This is a genomic window from Streptomyces sp. NBC_00572 (assembly GCF_026341815.1).
Lineage (GTDB): Bacteria > Actinomycetota > Actinomycetes > Streptomycetales > Streptomycetaceae > Streptomyces.
In genome coordinates, this window is sequence record NZ_JAPENX010000002.1 from 957,814 (window position 1) to 978,650 (window position 20,837).

The 20,837-nt window shown below is 70.0% G+C and carries 21 protein-coding genes and 3 pseudogenes; 10 read left to right on the top strand and 14 right to left on the bottom strand.

Annotated elements, in window-relative coordinates; all coding sequences use genetic code 11:
- Positions 1 to 150 precede the first annotated feature (150 nt).
- The 3 genes from OG514_RS36415 (at position 151) to OG514_RS36425 (ending at position 2,506) form a co-directional block, all read left to right on the top strand.
- The gene (locus OG514_RS36415) at positions 151 to 960 is read left to right on the top strand and encodes an SDR family NAD(P)-dependent oxidoreductase (protein ID WP_266902167.1); all 810 of its coding nucleotides are present in this window, start codon (positions 151 to 153) and stop codon (positions 958 to 960) included.
- 175 nt (positions 961 to 1,135) lie between these two features.
- Positions 1,136 to 1,915, top strand: a complete 780-nt coding sequence (locus OG514_RS36420) for a GNAT family N-acetyltransferase (RefSeq protein ID WP_266902169.1) — start codon at positions 1,136 to 1,138, stop codon at positions 1,913 to 1,915.
- A 54-nt stretch (positions 1,916 to 1,969) separates the two neighbouring features.
- Entirely contained in the window at positions 1,970 to 2,506 is a 537-nt protein-coding gene (locus OG514_RS36425) for a hypothetical protein (RefSeq protein ID WP_266902170.1), read from the top strand.
- Here OG514_RS36425 and OG514_RS36430 read toward each other — a convergent pair.
- Positions 2,484 to 3,242, bottom strand: a complete 759-nt coding sequence (locus OG514_RS36430; RefSeq protein ID WP_266902171.1) for a DUF4118 domain-containing protein — start codon at positions 3,240 to 3,242, stop codon at positions 2,484 to 2,486. The genes OG514_RS36425 and OG514_RS36430 overlap by 23 nt on opposite strands.
- Before the next feature lie 172 nt (positions 3,243 to 3,414).
- Positions 3,415 to 5,253 carry an APC family permease gene (locus OG514_RS36435; RefSeq protein ID WP_266902172.1) on the bottom strand — a complete coding sequence of 613 codons (1,839 nt, stop codon included), beginning with the start codon at positions 5,251 to 5,253 and terminating at the stop codon, positions 3,415 to 3,417.
- 161 nt (positions 5,254 to 5,414) lie between these two features.
- Between OG514_RS36435 and OG514_RS36440 the strand changes: the two genes are divergently transcribed.
- Together OG514_RS36440 and OG514_RS36445 are read left to right on the top strand one after the other, a co-directional pair.
- Complete coding sequence (locus OG514_RS36440; protein WP_266902173.1) at positions 5,415 to 5,597, top strand: hypothetical protein; 183 nt, start codon at positions 5,415 to 5,417, stop codon at positions 5,595 to 5,597.
- A gap of 242 nt (positions 5,598 to 5,839) precedes the next feature.
- Positions 5,840 to 7,795 carry an APC family permease gene (locus tag OG514_RS36445; protein WP_266902175.1) on the top strand — a complete coding sequence of 652 codons (1,956 nt, stop codon included), beginning with the start codon at positions 5,840 to 5,842 and terminating at the stop codon, positions 7,793 to 7,795.
- Between the two features lie 186 nt (positions 7,796 to 7,981).
- Here the strand turns inward: OG514_RS36445 and OG514_RS36450 are convergent, their stop codons facing one another.
- The 3 genes from OG514_RS36450 to OG514_RS36460 are packed head-to-tail and all read right to left on the bottom strand — an operon-like array spanning position 7,982 to position 8,989.
- A complete protein-coding gene (locus OG514_RS36450) occupies positions 7,982 to 8,308 on the bottom strand; it encodes a DUF1048 domain-containing protein (protein ID WP_266902177.1) in 327 nt (108 codons plus the stop codon).
- Between the two features lies 1 nt (position 8,309).
- Positions 8,310 to 8,666 carry a DUF1048 domain-containing protein gene (locus tag OG514_RS36455; RefSeq protein ID WP_266902179.1) on the bottom strand — a complete coding sequence of 119 codons (357 nt, stop codon included), beginning with the start codon at positions 8,664 to 8,666 and terminating at the stop codon, positions 8,310 to 8,312.
- Complete coding sequence (locus OG514_RS36460) at positions 8,663 to 8,989, bottom strand: PadR family transcriptional regulator (protein WP_099280359.1); 327 nt, start codon at positions 8,987 to 8,989, stop codon at positions 8,663 to 8,665. The genes OG514_RS36455 and OG514_RS36460 overlap by 4 nt, the downstream gene beginning before the upstream one ends.
- Before the next feature lie 180 nt (positions 8,990 to 9,169).
- Here OG514_RS36460 and OG514_RS36465 point away from each other — a divergent pair.
- The 3 genes and pseudogenes from OG514_RS36465 to OG514_RS36475 form a co-directional block, all read left to right on the top strand.
- Positions 9,170 to 10,100: pseudogene (locus OG514_RS36465) on the top strand (cytochrome P450); the annotation flags it as partial.
- A pseudogene (locus OG514_RS36470) lies at positions 10,097 to 10,311 on the top strand (ferredoxin). The pseudogenes OG514_RS36465 and OG514_RS36470, both read left to right, overlap by 4 nt.
- 544 nt (positions 10,312 to 10,855) lie before the next feature.
- Entirely contained in the window at positions 10,856 to 11,059 is a 204-nt protein-coding gene (locus OG514_RS36475) for a cold-shock protein (RefSeq protein WP_010982331.1), read from the top strand.
- Between the two features lie 476 nt (positions 11,060 to 11,535).
- On the opposite strand, the gene OG514_RS36480 is transcribed toward OG514_RS36475, so the two are convergent.
- The 3 genes from OG514_RS36480 to OG514_RS36490 all read right to left on the bottom strand — a co-directional run bounded on the left by OG514_RS36480 (position 11,536) and on the right by OG514_RS36490 (position 13,714).
- Complete coding sequence (locus OG514_RS36480) at positions 11,536 to 12,258, bottom strand: hypothetical protein (protein ID WP_266902182.1); 723 nt, start codon at positions 12,256 to 12,258, stop codon at positions 11,536 to 11,538.
- A gap of 69 nt (positions 12,259 to 12,327) precedes the next feature.
- Complete coding sequence (locus tag OG514_RS36485) at positions 12,328 to 12,519, bottom strand: hypothetical protein (protein WP_266902184.1); 192 nt, start codon at positions 12,517 to 12,519, stop codon at positions 12,328 to 12,330.
- 499 nt (positions 12,520 to 13,018) lie between these two features.
- Entirely contained in the window at positions 13,019 to 13,714 is a 696-nt protein-coding gene (locus tag OG514_RS36490; protein ID WP_266902186.1) for a hypothetical protein, read from the bottom strand.
- Between the two features lie 183 nt (positions 13,715 to 13,897).
- On the opposite strand from OG514_RS36490, the gene OG514_RS36495 reads away from it, so the two are divergent.
- Positions 13,898 to 15,265, top strand: a complete 1,368-nt coding sequence (locus tag OG514_RS36495; protein WP_266902188.1) for a pyridoxal-dependent decarboxylase — start codon at positions 13,898 to 13,900, stop codon at positions 15,263 to 15,265.
- A 262-nt stretch (positions 15,266 to 15,527) separates the two neighbouring features.
- On the opposite strand, the gene OG514_RS36500 is transcribed toward OG514_RS36495, so the two are convergent.
- The 5 genes from OG514_RS36500 to OG514_RS36520 all read right to left on the bottom strand — a co-directional run bounded on the left by OG514_RS36500 (position 15,528) and on the right by OG514_RS36520 (position 19,174).
- Complete coding sequence (locus OG514_RS36500; RefSeq protein ID WP_266902190.1) at positions 15,528 to 16,007, bottom strand: hypothetical protein; 480 nt, start codon at positions 16,005 to 16,007, stop codon at positions 15,528 to 15,530.
- Between the two features lie 30 nt (positions 16,008 to 16,037).
- Positions 16,038 to 16,358 (bottom strand): hypothetical protein, encoded by a 321-nt coding sequence (locus tag OG514_RS36505; protein WP_266902192.1) that lies wholly within the window; start codon positions 16,356 to 16,358, stop codon positions 16,038 to 16,040.
- A gap of 101 nt (positions 16,359 to 16,459) precedes the next feature.
- On the bottom strand, positions 16,460 to 17,491 hold the full coding sequence (locus OG514_RS36510; protein WP_266902194.1) for an NAD(P)/FAD-dependent oxidoreductase: 1,032 nt from the start codon (positions 17,489 to 17,491) through the stop codon (positions 16,460 to 16,462).
- Positions 17,488 to 18,003, bottom strand: coding sequence for an isoprenylcysteine carboxyl methyltransferase family protein (locus tag OG514_RS36515; protein WP_266902196.1), 516 nt, complete (start codon positions 18,001 to 18,003; stop codon positions 17,488 to 17,490). Before OG514_RS36515 ends, OG514_RS36510 begins: the two co-directional genes overlap by 4 nt.
- 13 nt (positions 18,004 to 18,016) lie before the next feature.
- Positions 18,017 to 19,174, bottom strand: a complete 1,158-nt coding sequence (locus tag OG514_RS36520; RefSeq protein WP_266902198.1) for a type III polyketide synthase — start codon at positions 19,172 to 19,174, stop codon at positions 18,017 to 18,019.
- Between the two features lie 6 nt (positions 19,175 to 19,180).
- On the opposite strand from OG514_RS36520, the gene OG514_RS36525 reads away from it, so the two are divergent.
- Positions 19,181 to 20,083 carry a UbiA family prenyltransferase gene (locus OG514_RS36525; protein WP_266902200.1) on the top strand — a complete coding sequence of 301 codons (903 nt, stop codon included), beginning with the start codon at positions 19,181 to 19,183 and terminating at the stop codon, positions 20,081 to 20,083.
- A gap of 251 nt (positions 20,084 to 20,334) precedes the next feature.
- Here OG514_RS36525 and OG514_RS36530 read toward each other — a convergent pair.
- Positions 20,335 to 20,792: pseudogene (locus OG514_RS36530) on the bottom strand (IS5 family transposase); the annotation flags it as partial.
- Positions 20,793 to 20,837 lie beyond the last annotated feature (45 nt).

Below are 20,837 nucleotides of genomic sequence, written 5' to 3' on the forward strand. Positions count from 1 at the left end.
TCGGGCGCCCCGTCGTGAGCCCCGCTGTCCGGAGACGTCCGCCCACCGCTGACGTAGCTCCGCTTCACCCCGGGGCGTCGTGACATCCCTTGTCCGGCGCCCCTTCTTCGTACCCGTACACACCTTTCACTCCTGAGGGACTGACCCGTCATGTCCGTATCCGACCTTTCCTCCCGCACCGTCCTGGTCACCGGCGCCACCTCCGGCATCGGCTACCAGACCGCCCGGCTCCTCGCCGAGCGCGGAGCCACCGTCCTCGTCCACGGACGCACCGCCGAGGAGGCGCACGCCGCCACCGACCGGCTCATCACCCTCGCCGACATCGACGGGTCCCGTCTGTGCGCGCTCGGCGCGGACTTCACACGACTGGAGGAGGTCGAGCACCTCGCGACCCGGGTCCTCGCCGAGCACCCGCGCCTCGACGTCCTCGTCAACAACGCGGGCATGGCCGCGCCCGAGCGGCACACCATGACGGCCGACGGCAACGAGATCGCCTTCCAGGTCAACTTCCTCGCCCACTACCTGCTCACCCACCTCCTGGAGCCCGCGCTCACCGGCGGCACGGGAGGCCGGGTGGTCAACGTCTCGTCCTCCCTGCACCGCACCGGCTCCATCCAGTGGAACGACCCCAACCGAGTCCGCCGCTACTCGCGCCTCGCCGCCTACGCCCAGTCACAGCTCGCCCTGACCGTGTTCGCCGCCGACCCGCGCGTCACCGCCGTCTCCGTCCACCCCGGCATCTGCACCACCAGCCTGCTCCCTCTTTACGCCCACGAGGGCGTCGCTCCGGCCGAGGGCGCCGCGCACGTCGTACGGCTCTGCGACCCGGCCGTCGAGATCGTCAACGGCGCCTACTACGACCGCGAACACCGCGTCGCCCCCGCACCCGCCGCCTCCGAGGAGCGCACCGTCAAGCGCCTCACCAAGCTCGCCGACCTCCTCGTCGGCCAGAGCGCCTGAGGCCCGAAGTCCTGAAGTCCTGAAGGGAGCCCTCGTCATGTCGAAGCGTGCACGGAAGCGGCGGGACCGCCGCAAGAAGAAGGCGAACCACGGCCGCAAGGCCGGACAGCGCTGACCCACGGGGGCGGCCCGTGCCCGCAGGCCGCCCCCGTTCCCCTTCCCACCTGGAGATCCCGTGATCCCGCACCCGTCCGACCAACCGCCTGCCTCCGCCCGGGCGTTCCCGTCCGGTGCTCCCGGCACCGCGGCTCTCGCCGAGCACGTCGTCGCCACCGGCCACGGACAGTGGTGGACCGAACGGGCCGACCTTCCGCGTGTGGTGGCGGTCTCGTGCGGCGATCACGTCCTCCTTGCCGGCGACCCCACCGCCGTGACCCCGACGGAGCTGGCCCCGCTCGCCGGGCACTGCATCGAGACGGCTGACCGCTTCCTGCCCGCCCTCGGCGCGGCCTTCGAGCAGCTCGTCACATGGGAACGCATGCTCTACGTCCACAGCGCCAAGGCCGTCGCGCCCCACGTACCGCGTGGTGTGACCGTACGCCGCGTCACCCCCGAGGATGCCCCGGCACTCGCTGCGCTGGACCCCTCCATGGCCTGGATCCACGGCAGCTGGGGTGGCCCCGTCGCCCTGGCCTCGTCCGGCGTTGCCTGGGCCGCCTTCCGCAGGGGCCGCGCGGTGGCCCTCGCCTGCACCCGGTTCCTCGGCAGCCGATACGAGGACGTCGCCTGCGCCACCGCGCCCGACGAGCGTCGTCAGCACCTCGCCCTGGCCTGCGTCTCGGGGCTGACCGCCGACATCTCGGCGCGCGGCCACCGCGCCAGCTGGTGCTGCTCCCGCGACAACCGCCCCAGCCGCCTCCTCGCCTGGACGGCCGGATTCCGTCTGACCCACGAATACGTCCACCACGTCGCCGGACCCGTCAGCCGCGCGTCAAGGTTGTCCGAGGCGGCATAGGTACCCCGTCAAGAGAGACCGGCAGCTGCCCGCTCCGGTTCTAGCGTCCGTTCCATGGAGCCACGATTCGTCCCGCTGCCAGAGCCCGGTGACCGCACCGTTCACCACACCGAATGGGCCGGCGAGGCCCGGGCCGCCGTCGGCTGCGCCGGCCTCCTGCTGGCCCTGTCGCTGGCCGTGGATGCCGGAAACCAGGGGCTGGCCCTGCCGAGCACGATGCTGTGGATCGTGCTCTCCGTCGTGCTCTTCGCGATCCTGCTGCCCGACAGGGTCGTCGCGTCACCGGGCCGGGTGACCGTCCAGGGCCTGTGGAGCCGGAGGACCGTGTACACCGACCGGCTGTCGGCCGTCCGCTGGCCTGAAGGGATCGAACAGCGTCTCGTGCTCACCGACACCGACGGGAGCCGGGCCCAGATCCAACTGCGCGTTCTCCTCGCCAACCCCTCCCTGTGGCTGCTCCTTGAGGCCGACGCGCGGGCCTCCCGCACGAACGGAACCCTCCGGGAAGGGGTGCGCGACCTCGACCGGCTCGCCCACCGTGTCGACAGGGACACGACCCACTCGGTCTTCACGGTCTCGGGCCTGCGCTGACCCTGTCTTCGTCCAGCGCGGCAGCGGCCTGAGCGGCCAGGTCGGCGGCGACCAGGCGTGCCTCCAACGGCGGCGGCGCGGAGCCGGGTTCCGGGGTCAGCAGGAAGCGTCCCTGGTACCGGCCGAGGACGATGGCGCGCAGTTCGGTCTCGCCCTCCGGCCAGCCCTGCCGCTCCAGGTCCCAGATCCAGCCGTCCACCTTCACCGTCCCGTCCGGGTCCAGCCGCGGCGGACGCCCGATGAGCGTGCCGTACTCGAAGCGGCATGCCCTCAGCTCCAGCACCGCGACGAGTTCGTGCCGCACGCGTCGGACGACGTCGTCGGTGGAGGACGTGCCGGCCCGGGCCAGGCGGGTCGTGCCGTGCAGCCGCTCCAGGTGCGTGGCGTCGATGACCGCCGCCTGCCTCATCGTCCGGGCGTGCGCGGCCAGCTGGGAGACGATCAGGCCTACGGCCAGGAGCAGGACAGCGGTCTCGACGTCCGCCCGGTCCTCGATGTGGAAGCTCCCGTACGGCTCGGTGTGGAAGAAGTCGAACCATGCGGCGGCCGACAGTGCGGCGAGCGCGCCGGCGAACCGATTGCCGAACGCCGAAACGGCGACGACCACGACGACCAGCAGCAGCGCGAGATTGGTGTGCGTGACGGACGTCCGCAGCGGCATCAGCACCAGAGCGGCGGCGAACGGTGCCAGGACTCCGGCGGCGACGGCAGCCACGTCCCGAAGCGGAACCCTCATGATCCACCTCGCAGGATCCGGCCCCCCGCTGTCCCCCGACACGTCAAGCCTCCGCCCGGTGCGGCGTAGACGGCACCGGGCGGAGGGGTCCTTGACGGATCTCTGACGGTCACCTGCGGAAACGGTCAGGGGCAGAGGTGGTCAGAGCAGATGCCGTCAGGGGGAGAGGTGGTCAGCAGCGGAAGCGGAGCCGGCAGACGACGGCGTTCGTGTCGCGGCGGACGGCGTGGGCGACGACGGCACCGCGCTGGTTCTGCAGGGCGCGCTGCCACAGGTGCTCGGGTTCGGCCTCGGCGACGAGGACGGTGACCCGGGTGTCCGGTTCGGTCGACTCCAGGTCGCGTACGTACGCGGTGATGGGCCGGCCGAGCGAGCGGCGCTCCGAGGGGAGCCGTACGAGAGGCACACCCGGGTTCCACAGGGCCCAGTCGCGTTCCAACGCCTCAGTGGCCTCACGGTCCTCGGGGTCGGGGTGGCACACCGTCACGGCCCTGACCTCGTCACCGAGGGAGACGGCGGCCGTGAGGGCCTCGCTGGTGAGGCGGGTCAGGGACGAGACCGGGACGAGGACGAGGGAGCGCTCGCGGTGCGGGGGTTCGGGGATCCGGCCGACGCCGAGACGCTCGCCGATCCTCCCGTACGCCCGGTGCACGGCCTCGAAGGCGAGGACGAGGACCGGCAGCGCGATCACGATCAGCCAGGCTCCGTCATGGAACTTGGTGGCCGTGACGACGACCGCGGAGACCCCGGTGAGGACGGCGCCGAGACCATTGAGCAGGGCTTTCGCCGCCCACTTGGGTCCACGCTCGCGGTTCCAGTGCAGGACCATGCCGGTCTGGGCGATCGTGAAGCCGATGAAGACGCCGATCGCGAAGAGCGGGACGAGCGTGTTCGTGTCGCCGCCGGAGAAGACGAGCAGTCCGGCCGAGACGACGGCGAGCCAGACGACACCGTGGCGGTGGACCTGGCGGTCGGCCTTCAGGCCGAAGACGTGCGGCAGGTAGTTGTCGCGGGCCAGGAGCTTCAGCAGGACGGGAAGGCCGCCGAAGGAGGTGTTCGCGGAGAGCGCCAGCAGCACCATGGTGGCGAACTGGACGACGTAGAAGGCCCAGTTGTGGCCGAGGGAGGCGTCGGCGAGCTGAGCGAGGACCGTGACGCCCTCGACCGGCTGGAGACCGAAGCGGGAGATCAGAACGGACAGGCCGATCAGCATCACACCGAGCAGCGCGCCGAGCGCGACCTCCGCACGCATCGCCCGGCGGGCCGCCGGGGCACGGAACGACGGCACGGCATTGGCGATCGCCTCGACACCGGTGAGAGCCGAGCAGCCCGAGGCGAAGGCCTTCAGCAGGAGCAGGGCGCCGACGGTGGTGGCGTTGTCGGCGAGGACGGACGCGTGGCCGGCGGACGCGGTCGTGGAGACCGGGCCGTCGCGGAAGAGACCGACGGCGATCATGACCAGGATCGCGCCGATGAAGACGGCGGTCGGAGCGATGAACGCACGGGCCGAGTCGACGATCCCGCGCAGGTTCACGCCCGTGATGAGCACGAGGACCGCCAGGCAGATCCATAGCCGGTCGCCGTACAGCTCGGGGAACGCCGAGGTCAGGGCGGCGACGCCGGCCGTGACGGCCACGGCGACGTTCAGGACGTAGTCGAGGACGAGCGAACCCGCCGCGACCAGGCTGGTGCGGCGACCGAGGTGCGTCTTGGCGACCGCGTACGATCCGCCGCCGTCGGGGAACGCGGCGATGACCTGCCGGTACGAGGCCACGAGGACGGCCAGCAGGCCCGCGATGGCCAGCGTGACCGGGAGCGTGAAGCCGAGCCCGTATCCGCCGGCCGCCGCGAGGACCAGGACGATGGCCTCGGGGCCGTACGCCACCGAGGCCATCGCGTCGAGCGAGAGCGCGGCAAGCCCGGTGACGGCCGTCAGCTTGTGGCGCGCGCCGGTGTCCGGGGGCTCTTCGACGGTGGACGCGGCACCGTTCTCGGTGGTCAGAGCGGACATGCGGGGGTTCTCCTTCGTGCTCAGGTCCGCTCAGGGTGTGCCCTGGCCGACGCGCTCCCCAGCGTTCCTGGCGGCTTCTTGGCGCCCGGCCGCGTTCTCTTCACACCTTCTTGACGCGAGCGCACAGGACCCATGGGCGCCCGCGGGTCTACGGTCGTCCCATGAACCCGATCAGCGAGCGGTCGCCCGCCGACAACCGCATGCGACGCATGTCGCTGTCGCTCGCCGTCGCGGCTCTGCCCGTCTGCGTCCTGGGCGTCCTCTTCGACGCCATGTGGATACTCGGCACAGGAGCCTGGCTCCTCATCGCGGCTGTTCTGATCGAGCTCGTCTACCGCCCATAGCGTCGCCTCCGGGGCCCGCCACCAAGAGCTACTGCTCGGTTCCCGCTGGAAACACGCCCGGCGCATCCCGGTACCGCAATCGCCGACCCTCGATCGGTCAGCCCGCGGATGAGCCCGACCGGTGCATCTTGACGCTTTCCTGACGCGCCCGCCCTGATCGGTCGTTGACGCGTTGCTTACGCTGGCCCGGCCCGCCCGCACGATGGGCGGAACCCCTCATCCAGCAGCTCAGGAGCACCCCCATGGCCACCACCCCGGACGCGCACACCGGACGACTGCGCGCGTGGATGCTGGAAGGCCTCTCCGACATGGGAAAGGGCAAGCCCTCCCGCCCCGTGGAGTCGGCTCCCGACGCCGGGCACAAGGGCCAGCCGTGGTGGCGCGTCATGTGTCTCACGGGTGTCGACTACTTCTCGACCCTCGGGTACCAGCCCGGCATCGCTGCCCTGGCGGCCGGGCTCCTCTCCCCCGTCGCCACCATCGTGCTGGTGATCGTGACCCTCGCGGGCGCACTGCCCGTCTACCGGCGGGTGGCAGAGGAGAGCCCGCACGGTGAGGGCTCGATCGCGATGCTGTCGCGCCTGCTGTCGTTCTGGAAGGGCAAGCTCTTCGTCCTTACGTTGCTGGGCTTCGCGGCGACCGACTTCCTCATCACGATCACCCTCTCGGCGGCGGACGCCTCCACCCACCTGGTGGAGAACCCCCACCTGGAGTCGGCCCTGCACGACAAGCAGGTCGTGATCACGATGATCCTCATCGCGCTGCTCGGCGCGGTGTTCCTCAAGGGCTTCCTGGAGGCGATCGGCGTCGCCGTAGCGCTGGTCGGCATCTACCTCGCGCTCAACGTGGTCGTCGTGGTCACGGGCCTGTGGCACGTCCTCACCGAGGGCCACGTCGTCACCGACTGGACCGCCGCACTGACCGCCGAGCACGGCAATGTCTTCGCGATGATCGGTGTCGCGCTGCTCGTCTTCCCCAAGCTCGCCCTCGGCCTCTCGGGCTTCGAGACCGGCGTCGCCGTCATGCCACACGTCAAGGGCGACCCCGGCGACACGGAGGCCAAGCCCGCCGGCCGGATCCGTGACACCAAGAAGCTCCTGACGACGGCCGCGCTCATCATGAGCGTGTTCCTGATCTCCACGAGCTTCATCACCACCGTCCTCATCCCGCACGAGGAGTTCGAGTCCGGCGGCCAGGCCAACGGCCGTGCGCTCGCCTACCTCGCCCACGAGTACCTCGGCAACACCTTCGGCACCGTCTACGACGTGTCGACCATCCTCATCCTGTGGTTCGCCGGTGCCTCCGCGATGGCGGGGCTCCTCAATCTGATGCCGCGCTATCTGCCGAAGTACGGCATGGCCCCGCACTGGGCCCGCGCCGTCCGCCCCATGGTCATCGTCTTCACCCTGGTCGCCTTCCTGGTGACATGGATCTTCGACGCCGACGTCGACGCCCAGGGCGGCGCGTACGCCACCGGTGTCCTCGTCCTGATCTGCTCGGCCGCCATCGCGGTGACGATCGCCGCGCGCAAGGCCGGGCAGCGCGGCTGGACGGTCGGCTTCGGCGTCATCTCCGTCGTGTTCCTCTACACCACCGTCGTCAACATCTTCGAGCGCCCCGACGGCGTGAAGATCGGCGCCTGCTTCATCGCCGGCATCGTCCTCATCTCGCTCCTCTCCCGGCTCGGCCGGGCCTTCGAGCTGCGCGTCACCCACATCGAGCTCGACGAGATGGCCGAGCGCTTCATCCAGGACATCTCCCGCCGTACCCCGCGCTTCATCGCCAACGAGCCCGACAACCGGGACGTCGCCGAGTACCGCGACAAGATCGAGCAGATCCGTGCCGACAACGATCTGCCCACCACGGAGGACTTCGTCTTCGTCGAGGTCACGGTCACCGACCCCTCCGAGTTCGAGGCGGGCCTGACCGTACGCGGCGAGGTCATGCACGACCGCTACCGCGTTCTCACCGTCGAGTCCTCTTCCATCCCGAACGCGCTGGCCGCGCTCCTGCTCCACGCCCGGGACCTCACCGGCGTGAGCCCGCACATCTACTTCGAGTGGACCGAGGGCAACCCCTTCGCCAACTTCCTCCGCTTCTTCCTCCTCGGCCAGGGCGAGGTCGCCCCGGTCACCCGCGAGGTCCTGCGGGAAGCGGAGTCCGACCGGAACCGCCGCCCGCGCGTCCACGTCGGCTGATTCCCTGCCTCGGCCCAAGAAGCGGAAAGAACCGGCAGATCACGGCGCCGGTGCCCCGACGCACCGTGTGGCGACGCCCCCACTCCATGGTTCGGGAGCAGCCTCTGCCACAGATGCTCGGACTCCGCCTCCAGTACGAGGACGGTGACCCAGGTGTCCGGTTGAGCGGGCATGCGGCGGGGGGTACTACTTCTCGGCCGTGCCGGCTTCCCTGCTGAGGGACTCCTGGTAGACGTCCGCGTACGTGCGCGAGTCCTTGATCAGGTCGTCGCAGAACGCGGCGACATCGTCGCCGATGAGCTGCAAGACCCCCTTGCCCGAGGCGACACCCTCCTCGAAGAAGTCGACGATCCCGGGGAGCAGGGGACCGTCAGGAAGGTCGACCGGTCCGACCTTGAAGAAGTACTTCTCCATCTCCTTGTAGACGATCCGGTAGTCCGCCGGGAGCGCCTTGACCCGAGCCTTGTGCGCTCGCCACTGCTTCTTGCCCTCGATGATGTCCTGGATGCCCACGTCAGCCTCCCAGCCGGCTCAGTTTCCTTGCGACGTTCCTGTTCAACTGCTCGCGCCACCGGTCGCGATAGGTGCGAGCGCCCGCTCCACCGGCCAGCGCCGTGCAAAAGCCTCGGATGTCGCCGCCGAGGACCTCGTGGATGCCCTGCCCGTCCGCCGCCGCCTCTTCGAGCAGCCCCAGGGCGGCGTCGAGGATCGGCATCAGGTTGCGGCCGGTGAAGTCTCCGTGGGGGACGAGGTGGCCCTTGATCTGTTCCCACGCCGCCCTGTGGTCGTCCGGCAGGACCGCGGCCCGGGCTTCGAACGCCTTCCATTCCCTGGTGAGATCACTGCCCGTGACGGTCTCCCAGAAGTTCATCTCCCGCCCTCCTTGAGCCTGTCGATGCGTGATGAGACGTACTGCCACTTCGCCCAGAACTTCGCGAGTTCCTCGCGCCCGGCGTCGTTGAGCGCGTAGAACTTGCGCGGCGGACCGACGCCGGACGGTCGCTTCGTCACCTGGACGAGCCCGTTCCTCTCCAGCCGCAACAAGATCGTGTACACCGTCCCCTCGACGACGTCGGCGAAGCCGAGCTCGTTCAGCTGACGGGTGATGGCGTACCCATAGGTTTCCTCGCCGCCGATGATTTCGAGCACGCACCCTTCGAGCGTGCCCTTCAGCATCTCCGTCAGGTCATCCATCGCGAGCCCTCCTCGGCCTAGCGGTACTGCGTAGTACCGAGTACTGCTATACGGTACCACCGAGTAGTGGAGGTGGGCAGCGATCGAACACGGAGCGGACGCGAGCGACCGCGCAACACGGCCACGGCCCAAGCCAGGCCCCCCAAGGAACCTACTGACGAACTCAGGGGTCGAGCGCACGACTTCGAGCTTCCTCCCCCGCCGCCCGGCGAGTTCCTCCTCATGGACGAGCCCCAGCACAGTCGCTACCGGAAGCCCCTGGTGGGCAGGTTCACCGTACGGCGGATGCGACAACTCACCGAGCGCATCGAGCAGATCACCGCCGAACGCCTGGACGCTATGGAGCAGTCCGACACATCCGCGGACCTGGTGACCGCGTTCGCCAAGCCCATCCCCATGATCGTGATCTGCGAGATATTGGGGGTGCCGTACGAGGACCGGGCCTCCTTCCAGGAACAGATCGACGCCTTCATGGGCGGGGAGGTGAGCGACGAGGAGCTGATCGCGGCGTACACGGCGAACCAGGAGTACCTCGCGCAGCTGGTGGCGGCCAAGCGCGCGAACCCCACCGACGAGGAGCTCAAGGGGATCAGCCTGATCCTTTTGGCGGCCGGATTCGACACCACCGCGAACATGCTGGCCCTCGGCACCTTCGCGCTGCTTCAGAATCCCGAGCAACTGGCCGCGCTGCGCGCCGATCCCGCGCTCACCGACGGGGCGGTGGAGGAGCTTCTGCGGTATCTGAGCGTCGCAAAGACCTTCCACAGGACGGCGCTGGAAGACGTCGAGGTGGGCGGTCGGACCATCAGGGCCGGCACGACAGTCGTCCTGTCGTACAACACCGCCAACCGCGACCCCGAGCGCTTCGCCGACCCCCACGTGCTCGACCTCCAGAGGGCAGGCCGGCGGCCACCTGGCCTTCAGCCACGGCATCCACCAGTGCCTCGGCCAGCAGCTGGCCCGCGTCGAGATGCGCGTCGCGTTCCGCGCGCTGGTCGACCGCTTCCCCACTCTGCGCCTGGCCGTCCCGGCCGGAGTAGTCAGTCTGCGCCCTGAGACCGCGGACAACTTCGGGTTGCAGAGCCTCCCGGTCACCTGGGACAAGGCATGAGCACGGCGCGCCTGAGCGTCGACCGTGAGCGGTGCATCGGCGCCGGAATGTGCGCGATGACCGCACCCGAGGCCTTCGACCAGGACCCCGATGACGGCCTCGTGATCCTGCTGCACACCGAGCCGCCCACCGCGCGGCCGCACGGATGGCCACCGGTGCCTGCCCCTCCGGGGCGATCACCCTCCACGAACCGGAGTCCAGCGGCTCCTAGCGTCGGGACTACCGCATCCGAACCGAGCCCCCGCCGCAAGCCGGAGGCCAGGATTCGCCAGGTCCGGGCGACGGCCGACGCCGTGAGGGTCTCCCCCGCGATCACGTCGGCGGCCTGAGCAGCTCCGGAGGGCGAGGCTCCGCACCGGCGCGCCACCCAGGTGCGCGTGCCCCTGTCGGAGCCAACCCGGCACTGGATGTCGCTGTCGGCCCACGCGCGCTGGGCGGACACCCTCATGGCCACGGCTGCTGCCACACTGCCTGCCGACACCGCAGCGCTCCAGGTCCGCCCTCCTCACGAGGCGCCCTCCACCCCACGCCGGCGCGCATCGTTGAGCCCCTGCTCACGTGAGTGTTCCGTCGGTCCATCGGTAGGGGCGGCTGCCGGTGTAACGTCTGGGGTAGCTGTCGTGGTTCCGAAGTACCGGTCGCCCGTGCGTACGCTCACGGGCGACTCTGCTGTTCACAGTCTCTGAGGACCAGGGCGATCACCTCCGGTTCCCGCACGGTGCGGGAACCGACTTCTAGTCCCCTTGGAGGGCACAATGGCCAGCGGAACCGTCAAGTGGTTCAACTCGGAAAAGGGCTTCGGCTTCATCGAGCAGGACGGCGGCGGCCCCGACGTCTTCGCCCACTACTCCAACATCGCCAGCTCCGGCTTCCGTGAGCTCCAGGAAGGCCAGAAGGTGAACTTCGACGTCACCCAGGGCCAGAAGGGCCCCCAGGCGGAGAACATCACCCCCGCCTGAGCCTCTGTATCCCCACGGCACCCGCCCAGCGACGCTCGCTGGGCGGGTGCCGTGCGCCCAGGCCTACAAGGCCGGGCCCATACGTCGCCTGCGGCCACTTATGCGCGGCGCGGCAGCGAGCCTACGGGGCCTCGGCGTACGCACGCTGGACGGCCGCCACAACAGGCGAGACCCGTGCCACGGTTCGCCAGGGCGACCGGCGCCACAAACTGAACCTTCCCGTTCCCACGACCACGAAGGTGAGCTCAGCCGCCGAAGGCCCAGCGATGCCACCGTCGAATTCAGCCGCTGAGGGGACGTGGCACTGCCCGGCGAGGTGGGCGCGGGCTCGGGGATGACGGCGACGATGTCGACTGCGGCCTCTGTGGTCTCGTCCTCCACCCCACCGAGAACTCACCTCTTAAACGAGCCGGAGGCCCCCCGGACATTGGGGGGCCGCCCCGCCCAGGTGGGCGCCGGTGAGGTTTGCCCGGGCGTCACGCGGGGCCGCATCCTGGCGAGACCTGGGCGTCCGTCATCCAAGGCTCGTTCGGGTAGACAAGCAGGTCAGAGCGATCAAGCTGCGTACCTTCCTTTCCCGTGGATGTCGTCCACTTGGTAGCCGATATGGCGCCTGTACGGTCGATGGACCAGGCACGCCCTGCAGGGTCTTGGAACCTGAGTTGGAGGTCCGCCAGGTCGGACTCGGAAAGGGACAGGTTGGGGAGTTTCTCGTGCATCTCGGAAATCAGCGAGTCATAGGGAATCCAGACTTGCTTGCAAGGCTCTGGTCCTTGCAGATCCCACCACACCTGCTTCGAGGGGAGCACGAGACGCATGGGCATGAAGTGCGTGCTGCCGTTCGCGACCGCCGCCTGGTCCCCTGTCCGGTAGAAGCCGACTTCGTTCGCGTACAGACGCTCCCGGTCCTCCACCCGGTCCTGCACCCGGTCCTGCGCTTCTGCTGTCTCCCTGTCGTCACTCCGGAACGTCAGGTACAGGGTGGCGCCAGCGACGATCAGCGTGAGGAGGGCTATGAGTGCCCCGCCGACGGCGAGGACCGAGGCGGGAATTGCCTGTGTCTCACTGGACGGGGTGTCGCCGTCGCCGGTGGTGGGCGACGGGGTGTCGCCGTCGCCGGTGGTGGGCGACGGGGTGTCGCCGTCGCCGGTGGTGGGGACGGAGTCTGGTGAGTTGCTGTTCGTTAAGTCCTCAGCCATGGACAGCAGGTTAGAGATGATTTTCAGTCGGTATAGGTGAACTCGTCGGTAGCTGAAGGTCGAAGCCCTTCATCGCACGGCCACGCGCCCGTACCGCCGCCCGTAGCACCGCGCTGCCTTCTGCCACGGCCAGTACGTCACCGAGCGGGATTCCGGAACCTGGAGCACCAGGTGGCCGAGGACGCCCGCCGCGAGCAGTGGTGGGCGGTGTCGGCGCCCCGTACGGACCAGGGTCGGCCGATGCTCGTGTACGCCTTCCACTCCACCGCCCCCTCCTCCAGGTGCGGCGCGCAGAGCACGAGGCAGCGCCACGAGCCGTCCAGCCGAAGTCGAACACCTCGACCAGGCGCCTCAGGAGCGGCCGGACGGCGGCGAACCGGCCCACCAGCAGGTGAGCACGGGTGCTGACATGGGGTTTCAGTCAGCACGAAACCAGCACGGGAGTCAGCACGGTGGCGTCATACCATCCCCGATCGACGCAACACGGACAGGCACGCATTTGACTGCTCCGCCGGGATTAGCGGGGCCATGATGCAGGGCCATGGCGGTTGGGTGCATGCGGGGGCGTCGAACTATGGTGTCCCACCACATACGACCCTGACCTGCGACTTCCTACGGTGTGGCGACACCGAAACGTCCCCGTACCTGCCTGGAAGTGGTGCACATGGCCGCCGCAACACCCTCCCCGACGCCACCCAACTCCCTCAAGAAGATCGTCGCCGCCAGTCTCATCGGCACCACCATCGAGTGGTACGACAACTCATCGGATCAGAGCTACGACCTGCTGTTTTTGCCCCATTGACCCTCCGAAGTCAGCACCGAACCAGCACCGGAGGATCTCGTGCTGGGTGGCGAACGAGGGTGGGCCCGCTCTGACTGACTGCCGGCCTGACGATAGGCACTCAGGATGGTCACTCACCGTAGCGGACCTGAAGAACACCGGGACGCCCAGCCGCGCGTCGGCCCCGAAGCCGTCCCGGAACGGCGCCTGGATCAGCACCACCAGGAACAGAGCCGGCAACCACACCGCCCACCGCCGGGCCGCGATCCTGGATATGGCCTTGGGGAGCCCCCAGGCCCGCTCGCACACGCGGGCCATGGCGCGGCTGAAACGGGTGGCCGACACCAACGCCACAAGCGGGCCGACGATTCCGGTGGTCTCTCGGGACTCGTCGGAGGCGGACCGGTCCAGGACCTGTTGGAGCTGCTGGTCGGACGGCCCGGTCAGGCCGAACATGGCGCGCAGGGATTCGTGCAGTTGATCGCGTACGCCGAGCGGGGCGAAGGCCGCCAGGGCGAAGAACAGCGGCACAGCGGGGAGGAACGCCTGGGCGGCGAGCCGGGTGCACGCGTCCAGAAGGTTCCCGCTCATCAGCCTGCTCGTCAGTTCCGTGAGAACGGGATAGCGGCTCTCGGCCCCGCTCCGGATGCCCCGCAACCGGTCCGCCCACGTCATCCTGCCTCCCGCCCCGCCCCATCCAATCCATCGGACGCAACGTCGGGCTCCGGGGCGAGTCCGTCGACCCGTCCGGGGCTACACGGCAGCCGGAAGGCATCCGGCCCCTCCCTCCGGATCTCACGAGGGGCCCCGCCCCCGGTCGGCTTGCGGGACGGCGGCGACGGTCGCATAGTCCGAGGTATGGACGCGCGTGAGGCGGCGCTCCGACAGGCGTACGACCATGCTGTCCGGTGGCTGGCGAGCCTGCCCGACCGCCGGATTCCCGCCCGCGCCTCGGTCGACGAGATCGTAAGCGCGCTCGGCGCCGAACTGCCTGCCGGCCCCAGCACGCCCGCCGACGTCGTCGACCTGCTGGCCACGGCCTGTGAGCCGGGGCTCACCGCGTTCCCCAGCGGCCGCTTCTACGGGTTCGTGGTCGGCGGCACCGAGCCGGCCGCACTGGCTGCTGACTGGTTGGTCAGCGCCTGGGACCAGAATTGTGTGATGCGCACCGTCTCGCCCGCGTACGCGGCGGCGGAGGAGATCGCCGGCGCATGGTTGCTCGATCTGCTCGGCCTGCCGAGGGACAGCTCCGTAGGCTTCACCACGGGTGCGACGATGGCGAACTTCACGTGCCTCGCCGCCGGGCGGGACACGGTGCTGCGGCGCACCGGCTGGAACGTCGCCCGCGACGGCCTCACAGGTGGCCCGCACGTGCGTGTCGTCGCCGGCGAGTCCCGGCACATGGCCATCGACCTGGCCCTGCGCTACCTCGGGCTCGGTCGGCCCGACCTGGTGGCGGCGGACGATCAAGGACGCATCGAGCCCGAGGCCCTGCGGAAGGCGCTGACGGCCGACGGACAGAGCCCCACGATCGTGATCCTCCAGGCCGGCGACATCCATTCCGGCGCTTTCGATCCCTTCGCCGCGAGCATCCATGCGGCGCGCGAGGCAGACGCCTGGGTCCATGTCGACGGCGCGTTCGGACTGTGGGCAGCCGCCTCACCGCGCTGCGCCCACCTGACGGCGGGCTGCGCGGACGCGGACTCCTGGGCGACGGACGCCCACAAGACGTTGAACGTCCCCTACGACTGCGGACTCGCGATCGTGCGCGACGCGTCCGCGGTCCGGGCGGCGATGGGCCAGCGCGGCGACTACCTCATCCAGCACGAGCACGGCGACCCCATCGACAAGGTGCCCGAACTCTCGCGGCGCGGCAGAGCGTTCACCGTGTGGGCCGCCCTCAGGTCCCTCGGCCGATCAGGCGTCTCCGACCTCGTCGAGCGGCTGTGTCGCCACGCCTCCGCGTTCGCCGCCGGCATCGCCGAGATCGACGGCGCGACCGTTCTCAACGAGGTCGCGTTCACGCAGGTCTGCGCCGAGTTCGGCAGCGACGGACGCACCGACCGGGTACTCGCCCGGCTGCTCGACGACGGCACCGCGTGGATCAGCGGCTCCACCTGGCACGGCAGACGCGTCATGCGGATCTCGGTGAGCAACTGGTCGACCACCGACGACGATGTGGCGCGCACGCTCGACGCGATCCGGCGCGCGGCCGCAGAGGCCTGACGACAATCGAACCGCCCATCGCGCGCCCCTGCACCAGGAGTGGCACGAGCTGGAGGAGGCAAAGGGGTCCGCCGCCACTCCGAAGGCGGTGTTCGAGAAGCTCCGCAGCGCCCGGAGGCGAGCGGGGGTAACGGGCTGGCGGTCGAACCATGAGGCCCCGCCCGACAGCGCACGCAGTCGCAGCGTCCGTAGATCCTCAGTTGTCGACGGACCACGCGGGTCCCTCTCACTGATCACCGGGGAGGCAGACACCTGACCGCTGTCAGTTGGCCCGGTACTTCTCGTCGGCCACGAGCACGGAGGTGAAGTAAACCGGCAGGCCGTTCTCGTCCCTCGGCACGTCCTGGGAGGTGTCCCGGGTGAAAGCCAGGGTGACAGCGGGGATGTAGGGGGCTCGTAGGTCGTCGTTGTTGACCTGCCAGCCCTTGCGGGTGGCGTGGGCGAGGATCTCGTCGGCGGGGGTGCGGAAGAAGTCCAGGGCGTCCAGCAGAACCTGGACGTCCGGGTTCTCGTCCTCGTCCGGTCCCCAGATCGTGACGGCGGTGACCTGGTGGTCGCGTTCGAGGGCTGCCTGGAAGCCGATGCCGTCGTACTCGGTGGAGACCAGGTCGAAGTCGCGCACCGCGTCGGCCGGGTACACCCGTGGCGCGCCCCACGCCGAGACCGCGGCGACCGTTTCGTCGAGCGTCATTCCCAGCCGGACGGGAGCCACGCCGCGGGGCGGATCGAGGACGAACTCCATGAGGGGGCCTTTCTGGTGGGTTGGATCATTTCAGTATGTCGTCGTCGATCGTCCAACCTCGGCGCTCCAGCATCGCCTGGAACTTTCGGTCGAGGACATGTCCCGGTGGTCGGCCTTCTCCAGGCGGATCGCCGGTCCCATCCCGGCGTCGTTGATGAAGCCCTCCTCGTCGAGGTGCGCGTAGCAGGCCTTGGCCGGGATGTGGTTGATCTCCATCCTGACCGGGCACTTCGGGTTGCCGTCGTCGTCCTTGAGGTTGGCCGGGAGCATGCCGCCCCACCAGCCGCCGTCCTCCGTGCACCCCTTGGCGATGAGGCCCAGGTCGACGGGCTCTCCGGGTCCGTCAAACACGCCCTGGAAACGCAGGACCCGTGGCGGCTTCCTGACGCCCCTGACCGAGCCCGCACCGAACGGACACGGACACGGACAGGGTCTGCCGGCGGGGAAGACGCTCAGGCGAGGGCGTTTACCGCCAGGGCGAAGGCGCGGGGAAGCCGGGCCGCGGTCGGCACGATCTTGTTTGCCAGTCGGGGGCGTTGCCGAGCTCGCAACAAGCAGTCGGTCAGGAGCCGGTGCCGGAGGGTCGCCTGCTTCCATGCAGCCTCATACGCGCCGGGTGAGCCGCGACGCAGCTGATCGACCAGGACCCTGGCACCGGCGAGAGCCAGTGAGACGCCCTCGCCGGTCAGCGCATCGATGTAGCCGGCGGCATCGCCCACCAGCAGGACCCGCCCTTGGACGCGCGAGCGGACCTTCTGGCGGAGGGGACCCGCACCACGCACGGCGCCGACCGCGGCCTGGCGGGGCAGAGCGGCCGCGAGCTCGGGGAAGCCGGCCAGCTGTTCGTCGAACGGCGCACGCAGTGAGGTCAGGAGCGCGACGCCCAGGAGCTCTGACCCGAGTGGGGTCACATACGCCTCGCCGTGGGGACCCCAATGGACCTCGACGTACGAGGAAGGCGGCGCCACGGCGTAATGCCGGCGCAGCCCGTAGCGCGGGACGCCCTCGCCGGGCATGCCGAGCCCCAGCGAACGTCGCACCGGCGAGTGCAGTCCGTCCGCGGCGACGAGCCACCTGGCGCGCACACCCGTGGCACTGTCGGAGACGCCAGCGGCGTCCTGACACACGTCCCGCACGCGTACCGGCAGGACAGGGACTCCGGCGGCGACGACGGCCGCGTGCAGGGCGGCGTGCAGGACGGTGCGCCGCACTCCGAGGCCGGGGCCGTGCCGGAACTCCGCCTGGGCGTGGTGAGGGCCCTGCCGGTAGCGGATGCCGACGATCGGCCGGCCTGGCACGTCCAGTCCCAGCGCGCGCAGTTCCCTGACCGCCCCAGGCATCAGCCCCTCTCCGCAGGCCTTGTCGACGGGCAGGCCTCGCGGCTCCGCCAGGACGACGTCCAACCCCGCCCGCACCGCGTACAGCGCGGTGGCCAGCCCCGCGGGGCCGCCGCCCGCGATCAGCAGATCGTGCGTGCGGCTCACGCCACGCTCACCCGCCCCAGGGCGGTGTTCTCACACCGGATGCGGACGGCGAGCAGGGCCGCGTTGGCCGCGGTGAAGACGGTCGCGGTCAGCCACGCGGAGTGCACCAGGGGCAGCGCCGCGATCTCCGCCACGACCGCGACGTAGTTCGGGTGGCGCGCGAAGCGGTACGGCCCGGCCCGCACGAGACGGGCGCCGGGGACCACGATGACCCGCGTGTTCCAGTACGGGCCCAGGGTCGTGACACACCACCAGCGCAGCGCCTGGGCCAGGACGACGACGGCCACCATGGTCCAGCCGAGTACGGGCAGGAACGGCCGGTGGGCCAGCCAGGCCTCGGTCAGGCAGCTCGCGAGCAGAGCCGTGTGCAGGGCCACCATGACCGGGTAGTGACCGCTGCCGTACTCGACCCCGAGACGGGCCAGGGTCCAGGCCGCGTTGCGTCGCGCCACGACGAGTTCGACGAGGCGTTCCGCGGCGACGGCCGCCAGGAGGAGCGTGTACCAGAGCATGATCCGTGATTCCTCACCAGCGCAGGAGGACGAACTCGACACAGAAGCCGGGTCCCATCGCCATCATCAGGCCCCACGAGCCGGGCGAAGGAGGGGCGTTGGTGGTGACGTCCTCCAGGATCCGCAGTACCGAGGCGGAGGACATGTTCCCCGATACGGCCAGGGCCCGGTGAGCCGATTCGAGGGCACCGTCGGGAAGGTCCAGGGCGTGTGCCACCGCAGTGAGGATCCGCGGTCCTCCGGGGTGGCAGATCCAGGTCCCGATGTCGTCCGGAGTCAGGCCGTGGACGGCCAGGAAGTCCCGGAGGTCGGGACCGATCCGGGCTCCCACGACATCGGGGATCGCGGCGTCCACCACCGGCCGGAAGCCTCCGGCACCGATCGTCCAGCCCAGCAGATGCTCGGTGTCCGGGTAGAGGAGACTGCGGGTGGCCACCACCGCCGGGCGACCGGACCGGTCGTCGCCGGCCCGCGCGGCATGCGCGACGACCGCCGCCGCACCGTCGCCGAACAGAGCACCGGCGACGAGGTTGGCCGGCGAGTCGTCACGCTGCTGCAGGGTGAGTGAGCACAGCTCCACGCTGAGCAGCGCGGCCACCTCGCCCTGGTGGCCGCGCAGGTAGTCGTGGAGCCGGGCAAGACCGGCCGCTCCCGCAACGCAGCCGAGCCCGAACACGGGAATCCGCTTCACGTCCGGCCGCATGCCCATGCGCGAGGCGAGCCGGGCGTCGAGCGACGGCGCGGCGATACCGGTGATGGAGGTACACACCAACAGATCCAGCTCCGAGGGCGACAGCCCGGCGGCTTCGAGCGCACACGTCAGAGCCCGTTCCCCGAGTTCCAGACCGGCAGTCATCCATGCCGCGTTCGTCTCGCCGAAGTCCCCCAGAGCCGCGTACTGGTCGATGGGCAGAGCGAGGTGACGGGTCCGCACCCCGGCGGTTCCGTGCAGTCGGCGCAGCACTGTGCGGTCCGCTCCGGGGGCGAGACAGAGGTCGCCGATCAGCTCGGTGAGTTCGTCCTGGGCGTATCGATGCTCCGGCAGGGCCGTACGGACGGCGGCGACGACGCTCTTCCACCCGTCGGGATCGGGCCGCGCATCGCCGGTGCCGCCGGCGTGCGCGGCCGGAGGCGTGACGGGGGCGAGCCGGTCGACTGTGGGGACACGCATTCCGGGATGTCTCCTCACGACCGACGGCGCGATTACCTTGCTCCCGTGTCTCTATACCTCCCTGGTCTTCCGGTGCGAGCGACACACCGGCTCGCGACGCTGCTCCACTCGTGCCACCCGGAGCCGACGCTCGCGGTGACGGTGTTCGTCGCCGCTCTGGCCGCCACGTCGGGGCGGGGACCGGGGGGTGTCGTAGCGGTCGGAGCGGCGGTGCTGGCCGGTCAGCTCTCGATCGGATGGTGCAACGACGCGGTGGACGCGGGCCGGGACACCGCCAGCGGCCGGCGCGACAAACCGATCGCGACCGGGGCACTGCACCCACGGACGGCCGCCATGGCCGCCGTGGTGGCGCTTGTCGTCTGTGTGCCGCTCTCCTTGCTCAGCGGCCTTGCCGCCGCGGCTGTCCACCTCACGGGCGTGATCGCCGGCGGGTGGGCGTACAACCTGGCCCTGAAGAGAACGCCGGTCTCCCCCGTGCCGTACGCCGTCGGGTTCGCGTCCCTGCCCGCATTCGTGACGCTCGGCCCGCCGACGCACTCCTGGCCTGCCTGGTGGGCCGTGGTCACGAGTGCACTGCTCGGTGTCGGCGCCCACTGGGTGAACGCGCTGCCGGACATCGCGGACGATCTCGCGACGGGCGTCCGTGGTCTGCCTCAACGCCTCGGCCCCGTGGCCTGTCGCCGGCTCTCACTGGTCACGATGCTCGCCGCGGTCGCGATCGTCACCGTGTGCCCGCCCGGGACGGCAGGAGCACCAGGCTGGGTGTGTGCGACGGCAGCGGGATGTGCCGCGGCCATCGGTACTGTCCCGAGGTGGCGTGAGGGCAGCCGATGGCCGTTCCGGGCGGCGATCGCGGTTGCGGGGCTGGCCGTCGTGCAACTCCTGTCACGGGGCTCTGTCATCGTCTGAGGCCGGAGTGCAGGCGTTCTCTGCCTCCCTGTCTACCCGGAGGCGTGGTTCTGTTCAAGGGAATCTTCTGCTGAGCAGAGCCGGAGGCGCGTCACCTGAGAGGTCGTCTCTTACGGCGTGATCGCTCGTTAATCCCCATGGAGCCGGGACCGGGTCTGGGCCAGGATCTACCGCGTGATCCTCGACGCACTCGGAGCGCGAGGCGAGCTGCGTATCTCCGGCGCGGACATGCACGACAGCCAGGGCCTGGAGCCTCTCGTGATGACGAACGCCAGCGGCCGGCAACGGCTGTCGGCGGCGAGGTGGATCTTGGTGGTCAGCCCGCCGCGGGACCGTCCGAGGGCATGGTCGTCCGGCTCGCCGGCCGGGGCCCCTTTTGACGGGCCCCGGCGGCGTGCTGGTGAGCTCAGACGACGGTGGAATCGACCTCGACGACCCAGTCGAGGTCTCCTTCGGCGTCGGCCTGCGCGAGCAGGGCGGTGATGACCCTCTTCCAATTGCCGTCGGCGGCCCACTTCCGCAGGCGGTTGTGGGCGCCCTTCCACGAACCGAAGTGCTCGGGCAGGTCCATCCACGGCGTCCCGGTGCGGTACTTGAACGCGATCGCTTCGATCACCTGCCGGTGATCACGCCACCGACCGCCCCGCTTCGGGGTCCGATCCGGCAGCAACGGCTCGATGCGTGCCCACTGGGGGTCAGTCAACGACACACATCAACCAGCGATCCGATGATCCACAGGAAACGGCCTAGTCCT